Raw genomic sequence first — 16209 nt, 5'->3', positions numbered from 1 at the left:
AAGACAGAAACGACGGAAAGAAGAATCAAAGTGACGGATAGAAATTAGAGCGACGGATGGAGTTGCTGGAGCGACGGAAAGAATCGACCAAGCGACGGAAAGAAGAGTCAAAGTGAAGGATAGAAATCAGAGCGACGGATAGAATTGCCGAAGTGACGGAAAGAGTCGTCCAAGCGACGGAAAGAAGAGCCAAAGTGAAGGATAGAAATCAGAGCGACGGATAGAATTGCCGAAGTGACGGAAAGAGTCGTCCAAGCGACGGAAAGAAGAGTCAAAGTGGTGGATAGAAATCAGAGCGACGGAAAGAATTACCGGAACGACGGAAAGAAGAGTCAAAGTGGTGGATAAGAATCCTGTACTTTTATAGTACGGGATTCTTTGCGCATGTACGTTTTTAAATTCACATTTCCCTCGCAAAGCGAATGATAGAGCAGTCAAGTATATCGCTGAACCGGCTTTTATTGAACTGAAGGAAATTTTTCTAAAAACGCTGCACAAATCAGTGTGCAGCATATTATCAATCAAATAGATAATCATATGGGGTGATGTCAATTGCATTTCCTCTAATTTTTTGCGTAAAAATTTATGGTCGCGTTTAAGGAAAGTGAATGCGAAGTTTGTGCAAATTTGCGAAGGATTTTCGAATTAAGGTGAAGCCTTGTGTAGCATTTTTTATCAACCACACATATAATGATACTATACAGTATCGTATTATAAATGGAGGGGTGTAGAAAATGAATCAAAAAAATGTGTATAAACGTAGATGGTGGGCATTATCTGTATTGATCATTGGTTTGCTAGTGATAGGGTTTGATACAACTATTCTTACTGTGGCTTTACCTGTGTTTGTGAAAGAATTGGATGCAAGTACAACGGATCTACAATGGATTATGAATATTTATATTTTGTTTTTAGCAGCATTTCTTTTGTCCGCGGGCAGTATTGGTGATAAGTATGGAAGGAAAAAGGTATTGCTTATAGGATTAATTCTGTTTGGAATTACATCCATCATGGCTGGAATGTCGGATAGTACAGAAATGTTAATCGTCGCAAGAGCTTTAATGGGAATAGCAGCAGCTATTATGTTGCCATTAACGATGTCTATTGTACCCACTATCTTTCCTAATAATGAAAGGGGAAAAGCCATTTCTATCTGGGCAGCCGGAATGGGAGTTGGATTGTTAATCGGGCCTCTAGTTGGCGGATTTTTACTTGAACATTACGCATGGGAATCTATTTTCTTTGTTAATTTGCCAATTATCGCTGTCACTTTAGTAGGTGTTATTTTCCTTGTACCTGAATCAAAGGATACCGCTAGTCCTAAATTAGATTGGAGTGGCATGATACTTTCCGGACTTGGCCTTATGCTAATCGTTTATGGAATAACAGAAGGACCTGAAAAAGGCTGGCTTAGTTGGGAAACGTTACTTTCCATAATTATTGGTCTAATATTATTGATCTTCTTTGTTATGTATCAAAGAACAATCAAACATCCGATGCTTGATTTATCCCTATTTAAAAATAAACGTTTTACGTGGGCGACTGTAGCCGGTTGTGTTGTTATGTTTGTTTTATCTGGTTTACTCTTTTTTGTTACACAATATATGGTATTCTTCTTTAACCTTACACCTCTCGAAACAGGTGTAAGACTGATGCCATTTATCGGGGCATATGTTGTTGGTACATTAATTAGTAATGGGATTACTAGTAAGATTGGAACGAAGTGGATAATCGTGGCTGGATTATTTGTGACAGCGGTCGGTTTGTATATCATGTCTATGCTTAATGGTGACAGCACATATAGTAATCTAGTCGTAAGTTTCATCGTCATAGGTTTTGGAATGGGATTAATGCTTGCCCCTGCAATGGATGCAGTGATGGAATCGATGCCACTTCAGGAAGTTGGAATTGGTTCAGCTGTGAATAATGCCCTTCGGCAGGTAGGTGGTACTCTCGGAATTGCCTTAATGGGAAGTGTCATTACCTATAATTATGAACGTGATTTAGCTAACTCACTAAATCAAATGCCTAATTCATTATTAAAACATGCACAACAATCAATCGGTGCAGCTAAACAAATAGCACTAAAACTTGAAATGCCGATGAAGGAACAGTTATTAACACATGCAGGAAATGCCTTTCTTGACGGGATGAAAATAGCTTTGATAATTGGTATCATAGTTACTATCGTAGGTATCATTACAACAATACTATTTCTGCCATCATTTAAAGAAAAAAAGTAACTTGTAGGAGACTAAAATATGAAAATATCTGATTATACGAAAAAAAGTCCGGGTCGGCCCCGTAGTAAAAAATCACATGAGGCTATTCTTGCGGCGACAAGAGAGATATTAAGGAATGAGGGTGTACATGGGTTAAGCATTGAGGGGGTTGCAAAGGCGGCTAGCGTTGGAAAAATGACCATATATAGACATTGGAAATCAAAGGAGGAATTGATTTCCGAAGCAATTGGTACCATAGCTGATGAGATTGAGATACCCGACACAGGAAATTTCTTAATTGATTTTACTACGGTTCTCCATGGAATGGTTGATGTTGCGAACGATGCGGCAATTTCATCACCTCATACGTTGAAAAAAATAGTGTCTGGAATGATCGAAAATCCTGCCTTGATGGAAGTCTATAAGGAGCAATTCATCATCCCTAGAAGAAAAGTGCTCATAGAAATTATAGAAAAAGGAATAGAAAGAGGTGAAATTGATCGTGATATTAATATTGACCATCTTATCGATATTATAGGCGGATCCTATTTTTACACCATTTTAATTAATGACGAGCAAATATCGGCAGATGCTTGGATAGAACGAATTAAACCAATTATCGTGAATGGCATTGCACCAAAGAAATAGAAAAGAATTCGATTGTGAAGTGACCCCAAAAGTTTAACATAAATGCTATAAACCGTTTCTCACACCAATTGTTATGTTTGTTCGTTTAGCATTTGTGGAGATCAACTATGTAGCAATCATAAAAGCATTAAAAATACGAGAAGAGAGAGCTGTAAAGGCCTAAAATTATTCTAGACTACCAGAAGAACTAATTAAGTATTTGATCAAACTTAACTAAGGTCAGTAAAAACGCTGCACATATCATTGTGCAGCGTACCATTAATCAAACAAATGTTCATATGGGGCGATGTCAATTTGCATTTCATCTAATTTTTTGCGTAAAAATTTATGGTCGCGCTTAGGTGTTGCTTGGATATAGCCACGAATAATCAAATCATGGTTTATGGCAGGTGCCTTTTCTTCTAAAGCAAGCTCGCCAATTTTTCCTGCTATTTTTTCCTTAGCTACTTGTCTAAATAGCTCAGGTACAGGACTTACAAGTTCATATAAAAGCTCCTTCTCAGGTTGTCCCCATAAATGAATGGTTTTATCTAAATAATACTCTTGCCAATCTAAATCAGATTTACCGTCCTGCTTCGGTAATGCCTTTAAAAATTTGCGGAACATGAAAAATCCGCCTATCGCCATAAATGAAATAAGCACAACTACCCAAAATAGGATAAACCATAAAAACCAACCAGTTAACAAATCGTTCACCTCTTCGCCTTCTCTTACTCTATTATAAAAGCTTGCAGAAAAAAATCCATCCTAAATGTCCCTTTTTTAGCAATAAGTCAGTATATATTGTGTAAAGGAGGTGACGCTCATGGCAAAAGTCAATTTCGTAGGTGCTACACTACGCTTAAAGTATGTCGCTGGACACAATGCACAAAACGAGCCCATGTTTACAATTAAAACGTACCGCAATTTAAACGGCTCGCATTCAGCAGAAGATTTAGTAGAGGTAGCAAAGGCTATTGCAAGTCTATCTTCACACGCACTAGATAGCATTGTAAAACAAGAAACAACAGATTTATCCTAAGGGGGGAAAGCTATGACACAAGTTTTAGAGCTGCAATTTGAGACAGCAGCAGGGAAAACGACAACGATAGCGATTGATGCGCCGAAGCCGAATGTATCAGCGGAGGAAATTCAACAGGTCATGCAAACGATCATCGCTAAAAATGTTTTTGATGGACAAGCTAGTGCTCTGGTTGCAATGACTGGGGCTCGCATCGTTGATCGACAAGTAAGAGAATTTGAATTAGAGATCGAATAGTCACAAAATGGTCTTTGCAGAATTTCCTGCAAGGACCATTTTCGACAATAATGGTTTTAATAAGCTTAGTGTGAAGGAGGGGTCAACATGGAACAGTGGTTAAACATGATATCAGATATCGGTTTTCCTATCTTAGTGTCGTTTTATTTACTGCACCGAGTAGAAGTTAAATTAGATGCAATCCATGATGCACTGGTTTCCTTAAAGTGAAATCTATTTCACAAAGATGTACGAAAGCTGTCACTTGAGTGTCCTTGCCAATATTTACATCGTACGATAGGATGAGGATAGTGTAAGTAGGGAGCGTGTTAAAGATGAGAAATAAAATAATTGGGCTTGTTCTACTTTTTGCATTAGCTGCAGTGCTCAGTGCGTGTGGAAATACAAAATTTAAAGCAGATTATAGCTTGGAGTTACCAGATTTTGAACATGTCGATCAACGCGGAGAAAAAGTTTCTTTAGATAGTTTAAAAGGGAAACCGTGGATTGGTATGTATATTTTTACAAATTGTACATCGATTTGCCCACCAATGACCTTTAATATGACGCAAGTTCAAGAAAAGCTGAAGAAAAAAGGTGTGGAAGATTATAATATTGTTGCGTTTTCAATTGATCCTGATGTAGATAAGCCAGAAATATTAGCTAAGTATTTAGGCAAATATAATGTTCCAGATGAATCAAAATGGAATCTACTTACTGGATATTCACAAAAATATATCGAACAGTTCGCAGTCAAATCAACTAAAATATGGGTAAAAGATGATCCTAACACCGACCAAGTGGTACACGGAAATCAATTTTTCTTAGTTGATAAAGATGGCAAAATCGTAAAAATGTATTCTGGGTTTGCAGATAATGCCGAGGATGTCCCTATTGACACAATTGCATCAGATATAGAAACATATATTGATGAAAATTTATAATGGATAGAAGGAAACCGTCTCAATATTATGAAGAGACGGTTTTTTTTGTGGTTCAAATTTAATCTTTTATAACTTTAGCCTCGTTTATAGTGTAGAAGGAGGGAGAGATTTTGTCTGATACAGAATATTTAGAGCAACTAATGGAACTACATACAGAGCATTTATTTCGAATCGCTTACTACTATTCGAAAGATCTACAAATAGCTGAGGATATTGTTCAAGATGTTTTTATTAAATTTTATCATCATCAAAAGCATTATGAAGAAAGAGGAGAGATGAGGGCTTACTTAGCACGTATGACCATAAATAAAAGTAAGGATTATTTAAAAAGCTGGGTATATCGGAAAATTTCAGTTCAATCCAAGCTTTTCCCTAAGCAAAAATCCGTTCTAAAAGACACGCTTATTCAACAGGATGAACAAACGATTTTAGATGAAGCCATTTTGAAATTACCGTTAAAGCAACGAGAACCTATTGTGTATTTTTATTTAGAGGATATGTCGATTAAAGAAATTGCGAAACTACTTGAAATTCTTGAAGGTACGGTCAAATCACGGCTGAAAAAAGGTAAAGAGCTATTAAAAATTGATCTTCAGGATATCGAATGGGAGGTACTGTTTAATGGATAAGCATACATTAAGAGAGTTAAAGGATATATCTGTGCATAAAGAAGCAATTATTCGAAACGTAAAAATAAAAATTAATGAAGAACAATCTTCGCCAAAGAGACATCGTTGGTCCTATCGTATTGTCACATTGACCATTACCTGTTCCGTTTTATTGTTCGTCGCCTTGCAGCTAACAAAATATGATATTTTAAAAATGACAACTGATACTTCGCAAATAGAAGGGAAGGAAGTGTCTAAACAATTAACAGATCTATTTAACACCGAGGTCAAAGGATCTATGGTAACCTATAGTCAGTATTTTCAAACAGCTGATCGTCTCAATGACCGTAAAAACCCAAAATTTTACGAGCCTGTGAAAGGTTTTGAAGCAATGCAAGAGGTAGCCACAGTATTGGGGAATAACGTTCATCCGATTGATCCTAAGAAACTACCTTTTAAGGCCAATATACAGGAAGTTTATGCTGTAACTTCAGAAATGACTAATGGTCGCTTACAAAATCAATTGCAATTTACTTATTTACAAAAAGCATTAAGTGGTAAAGATCAACAATTTGCTATTTTTACAGTCACTAATGTAGATAGTAATCCATTAGCAAATTATGATATTACACATGATATTAGTGATTTTTTAGGCAATACTATTAAGAATGAGGGTTTAATCGGAGAAAGTCCATTATTTCATCCAATCGCTACACCTGATAGTGGTAGATTGTCTTATTTTTACTATGACTTTGATATAAAAAATAAGAAGGTTCGTCTAACTAGCAATGAAGCCAATGAGCTTTACACTTATTATCACGGTTATGTTTTCCACGTTGGATATCAATTAGAACATGCAGATCAGGAAGATATGCAAAAGAAAATGATTGAGCTTGTAAAAGAATTTATATTGGGTAACGATTTGTAAAGTAATATTTCCCTTCACAATCTTATTAAACTAGTTAAACTTAGATTTAAGGGGGAGACAATGTTTTCAGTAGCCAAGAAAGTTGATATAAAATAATGGGGGCGTTTACGAATGAGTATGGGGCAGACTTATTTAAATGTTATTCAGAAAAGGTTTAAAAGTGTGAAAGAACAAGGCGATAAAACACTCATACAATTGGATCACGAACAACTGCATTGGGCTTTTAACGAAGAATCCAATAGCATTGCCGTTATCGTAAAACATGTTAGTGGTAATATGATATCGAGATGGACGGACTTTCTAACGACAGATGGCGAGAAAGCAATGAGAAATCGTGACGGTGAATTTACCGATAGCCTTCAGACAAAAGAAGAGGTAATGATGGTATGGGAAAAGGGTTGGCAAGTATTTTTAGACGCTTTACAAGGATTAACGGAAGCTGATTTACAAGGATTTGTAACGATAAGAGGAGAGAGGCATTCAGTGATAGACGCTATCGAAAGACAAATGTCCCACTACTCACAACATGTCGGTCAAATTGTTTACATCGCTAAGCAACTAAAGGGCTCTGATTGGGAAACATTAAGTATTCCAAAGGGGCAATCTCAGGCTTTTACAGAGTCTATGGTAAAAAAACATCAACAATAAATAAAAAAATCGTAGCATGCATATGCTACGATTTTTTTTGATTTGTCTTCTAAGCAAAATAAAGTTGATACATTGAAGTTTCTTCGTCAATTGATTTTGTGATTTCAAAGGCTTCTTGCTGTGTTCGCTCATTAGCAATAATTTCGTACATAAATCTTATAAGAAACATTAAGTTTGCATTGCCATCTATGTAATCATCCGGTCCTAAATATGAATGGCAACCACTTTTTAAAAACGCAGTTGCTAGCTGTTTTTCACCTAAAGTACAGCCAGAGGCAATAACCTTCAGATCTTTTAATTTACTATATTTTAAGACCTCTTGAGGACCGAAAAATTCACCTCGTGGTTCATTTAACTCATAAATATCTGCACCTAGCTCAGGCATGCAAAAACGTCCTTCATCCCCGTGGAAGTTTAAAATTAAATAATCTACTCGATCATCTAAATCTTCTCCAGATAAAACATCAATAAAATCATTTGGTCTTCCTATTAAATGAAGTGTTACTCGAACACCAAATGATTCGAGTACTGAGCGCAATGCAAGTGATTCGATATCACAATTTGAGCCTACTACTAAACTAACATACAAATCTGGCTTACTCATTTCTAATATTCTCCTTTATTTATACTTATGGTAATAGTATATCTAAAATTGGAAGTTATAACCAAATGAATGATAAAAGCTCACTGACTATTTTTTTAAAACCGGATAGCCGTAGGAACATTTTTGGTTGAGTGACTTGCTATGTGTTCATTTTTGCAATACTAATACTGCGATATAGAATTTAGAGAAGTCAAGACATTTGGTGATGTGTTTTATTTTTGTAAAATTTTTGTGTTAATTTATGATAAAAGACGCATTTCTCGTGGGAAGATTGGGATATTTAGTCTATACTCAAGATGATTAATGTTAAAAGGGAATAGAGGGAGTCGTATGAAATCAACGGTAGAACGAAAACTGCAATTTTCTTTTGGTATAGTGTTAGTATTTCTATTACTAATTACTAGTATTGCTATGTACTTTTTAAATGATAATAAACAAACACTTGCGGAAATCGAAAAAAAGACGGAATTAATCAACTTGTATAATGATATTTCCTTCCAAACGGTTCGGGCAAACGCTGCCATCCGGGGGTATATGTTATATGGTAAAGAAGACATGCTCAATAATCATCTCGAAATAAGAGATACTTTACATAAATCTATTCATCGTATTGAAGAACTTGGACATAAAAATATGGACTTTGAACAGTTTTTAAAGCAGTTAGAGGAATGGGAAAAACCTATAGATGAACAAATTGTACCGCTTTTTCAAAGTGGTGAAAAACAGCAAGCTCAGGAGTTGGCATTACCGATTTTAGGAAAAGGCTCGCTAAAGCTTGTTGAGTTTGGGAAAACGATGGCAACGGCTCAACAGGACGAAATGCAGGCGCGTATAGAGGCTACTAAGCAAAAAGGCGACAACAGTGGCAAAGAAATTGCCGTACTAGCAATTGTTTCCTTACTTATAAGCATTATTATTGCGACAGTTTTTGGTCGTAGAGTCGCGAAAAATATTCAACAAACTGTAGTAGAAATGGACAAATTCTCAAATGGTAATTTACAAACGCACCTGCAATTTAAAACAAAAGATGAGTTTGCACAGCTGGCAGCTTCGTTTAATTCGATGTCCGAAAAGCTTAGCAATACTATGAAGCATGTCGCTAATTCATCCGAGCAGGTAGCGGCAACTTCCGAGCAACTCACAGCGAGTAGTATGGAAGTGACACAAGCAACAGAAGTTGTCTCAGAATCGATTCAAGATATTGCCCATGGTATTGAAGAACAGGATACATTGACAGGTGATGTACGTAACTTATCCTCTCACATTTTGAAAAAAATGAATGACATATCAACGAGTATTGATCATGTGAACGGTGCAACGGTAGAAACTAAAAATATGGCTAGCATAGGACGTTCCTCAGTTCGTAATGTCATTGAACAGATGAATGAAATTGCGGATAATACAGCAGAGTTAAGTACACGTGTTAAAGACTTAGACGAAAATACAGCAGCAATCGTCTCAGCAGTCAATGTTATTAAAAATATTGCTACCCAAACAAATCTATTGGCTATCAACGCCTCTATAGAAGCAGCACGAAGCGGTGAGCATGGCAAGGGCTTTGCCGTAGTAGCAGAAGAGGTACGGAAGCTAGCAGATAAATCGAACTTAGCAGCAGTAGATATTGAAAAGGTTGTTTTGCAAATTACTGAAGATACAAGAATTATCGAGGAAGATATGATCAGTAGTAATGATTCAGTAATGCTTGGTCGTGAAAAAGTAAATGTAGCAAGAGATAATTTTATACAAATTGACGATGCCATTAATGATGTACAAACTCAAACCGAATCAGTTACAGCTGCTATTCGAATGATCCATCAAGATATCGAAAAACTTGTAAAAGAAATTGACTACATTAGCGAAGTATCAATGCAATCGAGTAGCAATGTTCAAAGTGTTGCAGCATCCTCTGAGGAACAAAATGCAGCGATGGAAGAAGTAGCTGCAGCCTCTACACATTTGGCAAAAATGGCGATTGACTTACAAGAATCAATTCAGGCATTTAAATATTAACGCATAGAACCCCTATGAATCATACATAAAGAATGATTCATAGGGGTTCTATCTTTAGTGGATAGTGGCGCGGAGAGATCGATTTATGTCGAGAAAATCAAAAAAATGAAAAAAGGTGTTTGAATTTAAGTATTTCGACCGATAAAAACAAAAGAAGAAAATTTAATCGATATGAGAAGGGGAGGTTGTGTGCTGGGGGATTCTTTGAGTCTAAAAAGAAACCACAAAATTGGATAAAACACATTTAAAAACTAGTAAAGACAAAAGGAGAGCTGTTGCATGAAACGATTATTTGGAAGCTTAAAGGGTAAGCTCTACACATTATTTGCTCTTATCTTATTAATCCCAGTTATTTCTGTAGGAAGCTTATCGTATCTTTCAGCAAAAGATTCGTTAAAGGAAGAAATACTTTTTAGTGCAGATGAAAGTGTTAAAATTTTGAATACGTTGATTGATAATACCATTAGTGAAAAAATAAACGACATGAATGTGTTTAGCGAGGAAATAGATTCTTCTAAATATGAACAGCAGGGATCTGCAGTACATACAAAATTCCAACAATATATAAAGCTACATCCAGATGTTCTGAGCATTTATATTGGAACAAATGAGGGAACATTATTTCTAGAACCAAAATCGAATAGCGCCGAATATAATCTTTTGGAACGAGACTGGTATAAAGAAACTACAGCATTAAAGGGAGAAGTTTTAATTACGAATCCCTATATAGATGCTGGAACTGGAGATATGGTCGTAACAATTGCTCGTCAGTTAAAGGATCAATCTGGGGTAGTTGCAATTGATATAAAATTGACAAACCTTCAAAAAATCGCAAGCTCTATTAGTATCGGAAAAAATGGATATTCTTCTATTTTTGGTGAAGATAAGATGGTCATTTCACACCCGACTTTAGAACCGGGTAGCGAGTTAAAAGAAAGCTTCCTCGATCAGCTGTATGACAGCAAATCTGGCACGTATGATTATGTCTTTGACGGTGATGACCGTATTATGTTCTTTACAACGAATGAACTGACAAATTGGAAAATCACAGGGACAATTTTTGCAAAGGAAATTGACCAATCAGCATCACCCATTTTGAAAAATACGTTTCTCGTATTAATTGCTGCGATTGCAATCAGTTCGATTGTATTCTTTTTTGTTATGAAGACCATTATAAAACCGATTAGATTACTAAAAGATAGTGCAGTAACCATTAGTAAAGGTGATTTAACAGAGAAAGTGACAATCACTTCCCATGACGAGATTGGACAGCTAGGTCAAGCTTTTAATGATATGCAAGACAGTTTAAGAACTCTTATTCAAAAAATTGAACAAAATGCCGAAGAGGTAGCTTCGTCAGCAGAAGAGCTAACAGCCAATGCTAACCAAACGAGCATTGCTACAGAAAAAGTGGCCATTTCAATTCAAGATGTTGCTTCAAGCGCAGACACGCAAACGACGAGTGCGAATAAGAATGCAGAATCGTTACAGGAGCTTTCTAAGGCTATTCTTCATATTGCGGAGATCTCTTCTACTGTGACAGATCTTTCACAGCACGCGACGCTACAAGCAGATGAAGGTGGACAGGCAGTCCAGGATACAAAAGATCAAATGCAGTCTATTCATGTATCTGTGACCGATTCAAATACGAAAATTCAAACACTACATGAACGCTCTAAGCAAATTACATCCATTTTAGATGTAATTACAAGCATTGCAGATCAAACGAACTTACTTGCACTCAATGCAGCGATAGAGGCAGCAAGAGCAGGGGAGCACGGAAAAGGCTTTGCTGTTGTTGCTGATGAAGTAAGAAAGTTAGCGGAGCAATCGCAGGAATCTGCAAAGCAAATTTTCGAGCTAATTAATAGTATTCAATTAGAAACAGAACAATCCGTAAACATCATGGCAAAAGTTACAGAAGATGTTCAAAATGGATTACAAGTATCAGATGAAGCCATTACTAAATTCCAAATGATTAAAACAAGCATGGATAAAATTACTCCTAAAATGGAAGAGGTATCTTCTGCCTCTGAACAGATGTCAGCAAGTGTACAAGAAGTAACAGCCGTTACGGAGGATTTGGCATTCTCAGCACACGGAAATGCGACTGCTTCAGAGGACGTTGCAGCGTCTACAGAGGAACAATTAGCTTCAATGGAAGAGATTAATGCTTCTGCACAAGCGCTTGCGTATATGGCAGATGAGTTAAAACAGCTCATTAGTCAATTTAAATATTAATAGATATACGAAAAGAATGCCATTCCTCATTTGAGGGGTGGCGTTCCATATTATTAAAACTATTGTGTCAATGAGATGAAGGTTTCATTTTTAATAAAGTATGGCTCTTCGGCAAAGAAAAAGAGAAATCGAAAAGTAACGATTTCTCTTTTTTCTTGTTTGACCAAGTCATTCTATGTTCTTTACCTTATTTAATAATGGTAGTCTATTTCCGGAGAATTAATGGCGTCAATACAAAGCCTATTTCGTTTTCAACCTTTTATTTACTACGGAAAGAAAATCGAATGAAACGAAAATTAGTCTTTAAGAATCTAAAAACAGATTCTACATTGATTTTTCGTTGTCGATAGATGGCACCTGGTTTTTCTTCTGAAAGCTTATAATGAAGCCTAGTTAAATCAAAAAAATGAAAAAAGTTGTTTTAAATTTAAGTATTTTGTCCGATAAAAACATAAGAAGAAAATTTAATCGATAAGAGAAGGGGAGGTTATGTGCTAGGGGCTTCTTTGAGTCTAAAAAGAAACCACAAAATTGGACAAAACACATTTTATGAACTAGTAAAGACAAAAGGGGAGCTGTTGTATGAAACGATTATTTGGAAGCTTTAAGGGTAAGCTCTACACGTTATTTGCTCTTATCTTACTAATCCCAGTTATTTCTGTAGGAAGCTTATCGTATCTTTCAGCAAAAAATTCGATAAAAGAAGAAATACTTTTTAGTGCGGATGAAAGTGTTAAAATTTTGAATACGTTAATTGATAGTGCTATTAGTACAAAAATGAATGAAATCGTTACTTTTAGCGAGGAAATAAATTCTTCTAAGTACGATCAGAAGGAAACTAAAATACTACCAAATTTTCAGGAATATATGAAGCTGAGTCCAGATGTTTTAAGCATTTATGTTGGAACAAATGACGGAACATTTATTCAAGAACCAAAAATAAATAACGCGGATTATAATCCTTTAGAAAGAGATTGGTATAAAAAGGCTAAGGAATTAAAAGGTGAGACTTTAATTACGAACCCTTACATAGATGCAGGGACTGGAGATATGGTCGTAACAGTAGCTCGCCAGGTAAAAGATCAATCTGGGGTAGTGGCCATTGATTTAAAATTGACAGACCTTCAAAAAGTTTCGGACTCTATAAAAATAGGGAAAAATGGATATTCTTCTATTTTTGGTGAAAATAACTTGGTCATTTCACATCCTACATTAGAAGCAGGTAAGGAATTAAACGAGAGCTTCCTTAATCAAATGTATGACAGCAAATCTGGCACGTATGATTATGTCTTTGACGGTGATGACCGTATTATGTTCTATACAACGAATGAACTGACAAATTGGAAAATCACAGGGACAATTTTTGCAAAGGAAATTGACCAATCAGCATCACCCATTTTGAAAAAAACGTTTCTCGTACTAATTGCTGCGATTGTAATCAGTTCGATTGTATTCTTTTTTGTCATGAAGGCAATTATAAAACCGATTAGATTACTAAAGGATAGTGCAGTAACCATTAGTGAAGGTGATTTAACAGAGAAAGTGACAATCACTTCTCATGACGAAATTGGACAGTTAGGGCAAGCCTTTAACGATATGCAAGATAGTTTAAGAACTCTTATTCAAAAAATTGAACAAAATGCCGAAGAGGTAGCTTCGTCGGCAGAAGAACTAACAGCCAATGCTAACCAAACGAGCATTGCTACAGAAAAAGTGGCCATTTCGATTCAAGATGTTGCAACGAGCGCGGACACGCAAACGACGAGTGCCAATAAGAATGCAGAATCGTTACAGGAGCTTTCGAAGGCCATTCTTCATATTGCAGAGATCTCTTCTACTGTGACCGATCTTTCACAGCATGCAACGCTACAAGCAGATGAAGGTGGAAAGGCAGTCCGAGATACAAAAGATCAAATGCAGTCTATTCATGTATCGGTAACTGATTCAAACACGAAAATCCAATCACTATATGAACGCTCTAAGCAAATTACGTCCATTTTAGATGTGATTACAAGCATTGCAGATCAAACGAATTTACTTGCTCTCAATGCAGCGATTGAGGCAGCAAGAGCAGGAGAGCACGGGAAAGGCTTTGCAGTAGTGGCTGATGAAGTAAGAAAACTGGCGGAGCAATCACAGGAATCTGCAAAGCAAATTTTCGAGCTAATCCATGGCATTCAATTAGAAACAGAACAATCTGTAAACATCATGGCAACAGTTACAGAGGATGTTCAAAATGGACTACATGTATCAGATGAAGCCATCACGAAATTCCAAGTGATTAAGACAAGCATGGATAAAATTACGCCTAAAATGGAAGAGGTATCTTCTGCATCTGAACAAATGTCGGCAAGTGTACAAGAAGTGACAGCCGTTACGGAGGATTTGGCATTCTCAGCACAAGGAAATGCAGCTGCTTCAGAGGACGTTGCAGCGTCTACAGAGGAACAATTAGCTTCGATGGAAGAAATTAATGCTTCTGCACAAGCTCTTGCGCATATGGCAGATGAGCTAAAACAGCTAATTAGTCAATTTAAATATTAATACAGACATAATAAAAACGCCATTCCGCTTGAGGAATGGCGTTTTTGACTAATTATCGATCTTCTTCCCAGCAATCAGTATTTTTCAATGTTGGGATTGATTTTGCATAAAATACAGGATTTTTTCCTGCTTTCTTTTGCTTTGTAAAGTCGTCTAACACGAGGAAGGCAATTTTACCAAGTAACAGGATGATTGTTATATTGATTATAGCCATTAGTCCCATGAACAGATCTGCTAAGTTCCAAACAAGCTGTACCTGCGCAATAGAACCAAACATCACCATAGCAAGAACTAAAATACGGTAGATAAACATCCAGCCTTTATGAGCATTCATAAACTCAATATTAGATTCACCGTAATAGTAATTTCCAACGATGGAACTAAAGGCAAAGAAAATAATAGCAATGGCGATAAAGTAAGGAGCCCATGAACCTACATGTACAGCTAAAGAATTTTGTGTAAGAATAATTCCATTACTTTCACCAGTATTATATAGACCCGCTAAAATAATGATAAACGCTGTTGCAGAACAAATCATAATTGTATCAAAAAATACACCTAAACTTTGCACTAAACCTTGCTTCGCAGGATGTGAGGTATTAGCTGTCGCTGCAGCATTAGGGACACTACCCATACCGGCTTCATTGGAAAATAAGCCACGGCGTACACCTTGCATAATAGCAGCTCCAATCGCACCACCAGCAGCTTCCTGAAGACCAAATGCTTGTGTGAAAATCAACTTGAAAACAGCAGGTATTTCAGTCAGATTCGTTACAATAACAAATAAGGCTACAGCTAAATAGAAAACCGCCATCACGGGTACAAGTACTTGCGTAACTTTTACAATTCTATGTACGCCTCCAAAAATAATCATGGCCGTTAACACAACTAACATTATACCAATGATATAAGGCTTAATATGAAATGCTTCACCTACAGAAGTTGCAATCGTATTCGATTGTACCGCATTAAATATAAAGCCAAAGCTTAACGTTAAAAGAATACCAAAAATAATCCCTAATTTACGTTGACCTAACGCTTTTTGCATATAATAAGCTGGTCCACCACGGAACGTATTGCCGTCCTTTACTTTGTACACCTGTGCGAGCGTACTTTCTATAAAGGCAGTCGCCATTCCTAATATGGCGATAATCCACATCCAAAATACCGCTCCAGGTCCACCTACTCCAATTGCTAATGCAACACCTGTAATATTCCCAGTACCTACACGCGAGGCAGCGCTAATCGTAAAGGCTTGGAACGGAGAAACACCTGACTCTCCCTCTCTTTTTTCAACTATTAAACGAAACATTTCAGGGAAAAGTCGAATTTGCACAAACTTTGTGCCAAAGGAAAAATACAATCCTGCAACTAATAACAATATAATGAGGATATATGTCCATAAAACATTATTAGCATCATTTACAATATTCGAAATCCATTCCATTTGCTTACCTCCAATCTCAATACGCTTCAGTTTACACTGTTTTTTTGTAATATATCCACTTTTTGAAAATACTGAATTTTAGAAAATGATTTTATTAATAAATATTTTTCCAATAGTTGAAATATCTA

Annotated in this window: 16 protein-coding genes; 12 read left to right on the top strand and 4 right to left on the bottom strand. The window is 36.4% G+C overall.

Translation table 11 applies throughout. The features are described from left to right. Positions 1-126: 126 nt before the first annotated feature. A complete protein-coding gene (locus ACMZ42_RS00570; RefSeq protein ID WP_415730202.1) occupies positions 127-552 on the bottom strand; it encodes a hypothetical protein in 426 nt (141 codons plus the stop codon). Between the two features lie 182 nt (positions 553-734). Between ACMZ42_RS00570 and ACMZ42_RS00565 the strand changes: the two genes are divergently transcribed. After that, on the top strand, positions 735-2243 hold the full coding sequence (locus ACMZ42_RS00565) for an MFS transporter (protein WP_415730201.1): 1509 nt from the start codon (positions 735-737) through the stop codon (positions 2241-2243). A gap of 18 nt (positions 2244-2261) precedes the next feature. After that, positions 2262-2870 carry a TetR/AcrR family transcriptional regulator gene (locus ACMZ42_RS00560; protein WP_415730200.1) on the top strand — a complete coding sequence of 203 codons (609 nt, stop codon included), beginning with the start codon at positions 2262-2264 and terminating at the stop codon, positions 2868-2870. A gap of 258 nt (positions 2871-3128) precedes the next feature. Here the strand turns inward: ACMZ42_RS00560 and ACMZ42_RS00555 are convergent, their stop codons facing one another. Further along, positions 3129-3557 (bottom strand): DUF2621 domain-containing protein, encoded by a 429-nt coding sequence (locus ACMZ42_RS00555; RefSeq protein ID WP_415730425.1) that lies wholly within the window; start codon positions 3555-3557, stop codon positions 3129-3131. 118 nt (positions 3558-3675) lie between these two features. Between ACMZ42_RS00555 and ACMZ42_RS00550 the strand changes: the two genes are divergently transcribed. From ACMZ42_RS00550 to ACMZ42_RS00520, 7 genes are all read left to right on the top strand, one after another. Further along, positions 3676-3891 carry a DUF1659 domain-containing protein gene (locus ACMZ42_RS00550; protein ID WP_370077541.1) on the top strand — a complete coding sequence of 72 codons (216 nt, stop codon included), beginning with the start codon at positions 3676-3678 and terminating at the stop codon, positions 3889-3891. Positions 3892-3903: 12 nt separating this feature from the next. Then, positions 3904-4128: a DUF2922 domain-containing protein gene (locus ACMZ42_RS00545; RefSeq protein WP_415730199.1), complete on the top strand. Its 225-nt coding sequence runs from the start codon at positions 3904-3906 to the stop codon at positions 4126-4128. Between the two features lie 87 nt (positions 4129-4215). Then, positions 4216-4338: a YvrJ family protein gene (locus tag ACMZ42_RS00540; protein ID WP_082337366.1), complete on the top strand. Its 123-nt coding sequence runs from the start codon at positions 4216-4218 to the stop codon at positions 4336-4338. A gap of 104 nt (positions 4339-4442) precedes the next feature. Further along, a complete protein-coding gene (locus ACMZ42_RS00535; protein WP_415730198.1) occupies positions 4443-5051 on the top strand; it encodes an SCO family protein in 609 nt (202 codons plus the stop codon). 110 nt (positions 5052-5161) lie between these two features. Further along, the gene (locus ACMZ42_RS00530) at positions 5162-5680 is read left to right on the top strand and encodes a sigma-70 family RNA polymerase sigma factor (protein ID WP_415730197.1); all 519 of its coding nucleotides are present in this window, start codon (positions 5162-5164) and stop codon (positions 5678-5680) included. Continuing rightward, positions 5673-6587, top strand: a complete 915-nt coding sequence (locus ACMZ42_RS00525) for a hypothetical protein (protein ID WP_415730196.1) — start codon at positions 5673-5675, stop codon at positions 6585-6587. The genes ACMZ42_RS00530 and ACMZ42_RS00525 overlap by 8 nt, the downstream gene beginning before the upstream one ends. A 111-nt stretch (positions 6588-6698) precedes the next feature. Further along, positions 6699-7235, top strand: coding sequence for a DUF1572 family protein (locus tag ACMZ42_RS00520; RefSeq protein ID WP_415730195.1), 537 nt, complete (start codon positions 6699-6701; stop codon positions 7233-7235). A 49-nt stretch (positions 7236-7284) separates the two neighbouring features. On the opposite strand, the gene ACMZ42_RS00515 is transcribed toward ACMZ42_RS00520, so the two are convergent. Next, positions 7285-7839 carry a delta-aminolevulinic acid dehydratase gene (locus tag ACMZ42_RS00515; RefSeq protein ID WP_415730194.1) on the bottom strand — a complete coding sequence of 185 codons (555 nt, stop codon included), beginning with the start codon at positions 7837-7839 and terminating at the stop codon, positions 7285-7287. A 330-nt stretch (positions 7840-8169) separates the two neighbouring features. Here ACMZ42_RS00515 and ACMZ42_RS00510 point away from each other — a divergent pair, with 330 nt between their 5' ends. From ACMZ42_RS00510 to ACMZ42_RS00500, 3 genes are all read left to right on the top strand, one after another. Beyond that, complete coding sequence (locus ACMZ42_RS00510; RefSeq protein ID WP_415730193.1) at positions 8170-9849, top strand: methyl-accepting chemotaxis protein; 1680 nt, start codon at positions 8170-8172, stop codon at positions 9847-9849. Between the two features lie 279 nt (positions 9850-10128). Next, entirely contained in the window at positions 10129-12090 is a 1962-nt protein-coding gene (locus ACMZ42_RS00505; protein ID WP_415730192.1) for a methyl-accepting chemotaxis protein, read from the top strand. A 582-nt stretch (positions 12091-12672) separates the two neighbouring features. Continuing rightward, positions 12673-14634 carry a methyl-accepting chemotaxis protein gene (locus ACMZ42_RS00500; protein ID WP_415730191.1) on the top strand — a complete coding sequence of 654 codons (1962 nt, stop codon included), beginning with the start codon at positions 12673-12675 and terminating at the stop codon, positions 14632-14634. A 52-nt stretch (positions 14635-14686) separates the two neighbouring features. On the opposite strand, the gene ACMZ42_RS00495 is transcribed toward ACMZ42_RS00500, so the two are convergent. Next, positions 14687-16081, bottom strand: a complete 1395-nt coding sequence (locus ACMZ42_RS00495; RefSeq protein ID WP_415730190.1) for an alanine/glycine:cation symporter family protein — start codon at positions 16079-16081, stop codon at positions 14687-14689. Positions 16082-16209: the final 128 nt, after the last annotated feature.

Origin of the sequence: Lysinibacillus sp. NPDC056185 (assembly GCF_047737915.1) — a bacterium.
Taxonomy (GTDB): Bacteria; Bacillota; Bacilli; order Bacillales_A; family Planococcaceae; genus Lysinibacillus.
Note: the sequence above shows the minus strand (reverse complement) of the source record. Positions and strands in the feature narration are given on the sequence as shown.

Bases quoted from the DNA above. Each gene is read 5' to 3' on its own strand.
- ACMZ42_RS00565 (WP_415730201.1), top strand. From the start codon at position 735: ATGAATCAAAAAAATGTGTATAAACGTAGATGGTGGGCATTATCTGTA.
- ACMZ42_RS00560 (WP_415730200.1), top strand. From the start codon at position 2,262: ATGAAAATATCTGATTATACGAAAAAAAGTCCGGGTCGGCCCCGTAGT.
- ACMZ42_RS00550 (WP_370077541.1), top strand. From the start codon at position 3,676: ATGGCAAAAGTCAATTTCGTAGGTGCTACACTACGCTTAAAGTATGTC.
- ACMZ42_RS00545 (WP_415730199.1), top strand. From the start codon at position 3,904: ATGACACAAGTTTTAGAGCTGCAATTTGAGACAGCAGCAGGGAAAACG.
- ACMZ42_RS00540 (WP_082337366.1), top strand. From the start codon at position 4,216: ATGGAACAGTGGTTAAACATGATATCAGATATCGGTTTTCCTATCTTA.
- ACMZ42_RS00535 (WP_415730198.1), top strand. From the start codon at position 4,443: ATGAGAAATAAAATAATTGGGCTTGTTCTACTTTTTGCATTAGCTGCA.
- ACMZ42_RS00525 (WP_415730196.1), top strand. From the start codon at position 5,673: ATGGATAAGCATACATTAAGAGAGTTAAAGGATATATCTGTGCATAAA.
- ACMZ42_RS00520 (WP_415730195.1), top strand. From the start codon at position 6,699: ATGAGTATGGGGCAGACTTATTTAAATGTTATTCAGAAAAGGTTTAAA.
- ACMZ42_RS00515 (WP_415730194.1), bottom strand. From the start codon at position 7,839: ATGAGTAAGCCAGATTTGTATGTTAGTTTAGTAGTAGGCTCAAATTGT.
- ACMZ42_RS00510 (WP_415730193.1), top strand. From the start codon at position 8,170: ATGAAATCAACGGTAGAACGAAAACTGCAATTTTCTTTTGGTATAGTG.
- ACMZ42_RS00505 (WP_415730192.1), top strand. From the start codon at position 10,129: ATGAAACGATTATTTGGAAGCTTAAAGGGTAAGCTCTACACATTATTT.
- ACMZ42_RS00500 (WP_415730191.1), top strand. From the start codon at position 12,673: ATGAAACGATTATTTGGAAGCTTTAAGGGTAAGCTCTACACGTTATTT.
- ACMZ42_RS00495 (WP_415730190.1), bottom strand. From the start codon at position 16,081: ATGGAATGGATTTCGAATATTGTAAATGATGCTAATAATGTTTTATGG.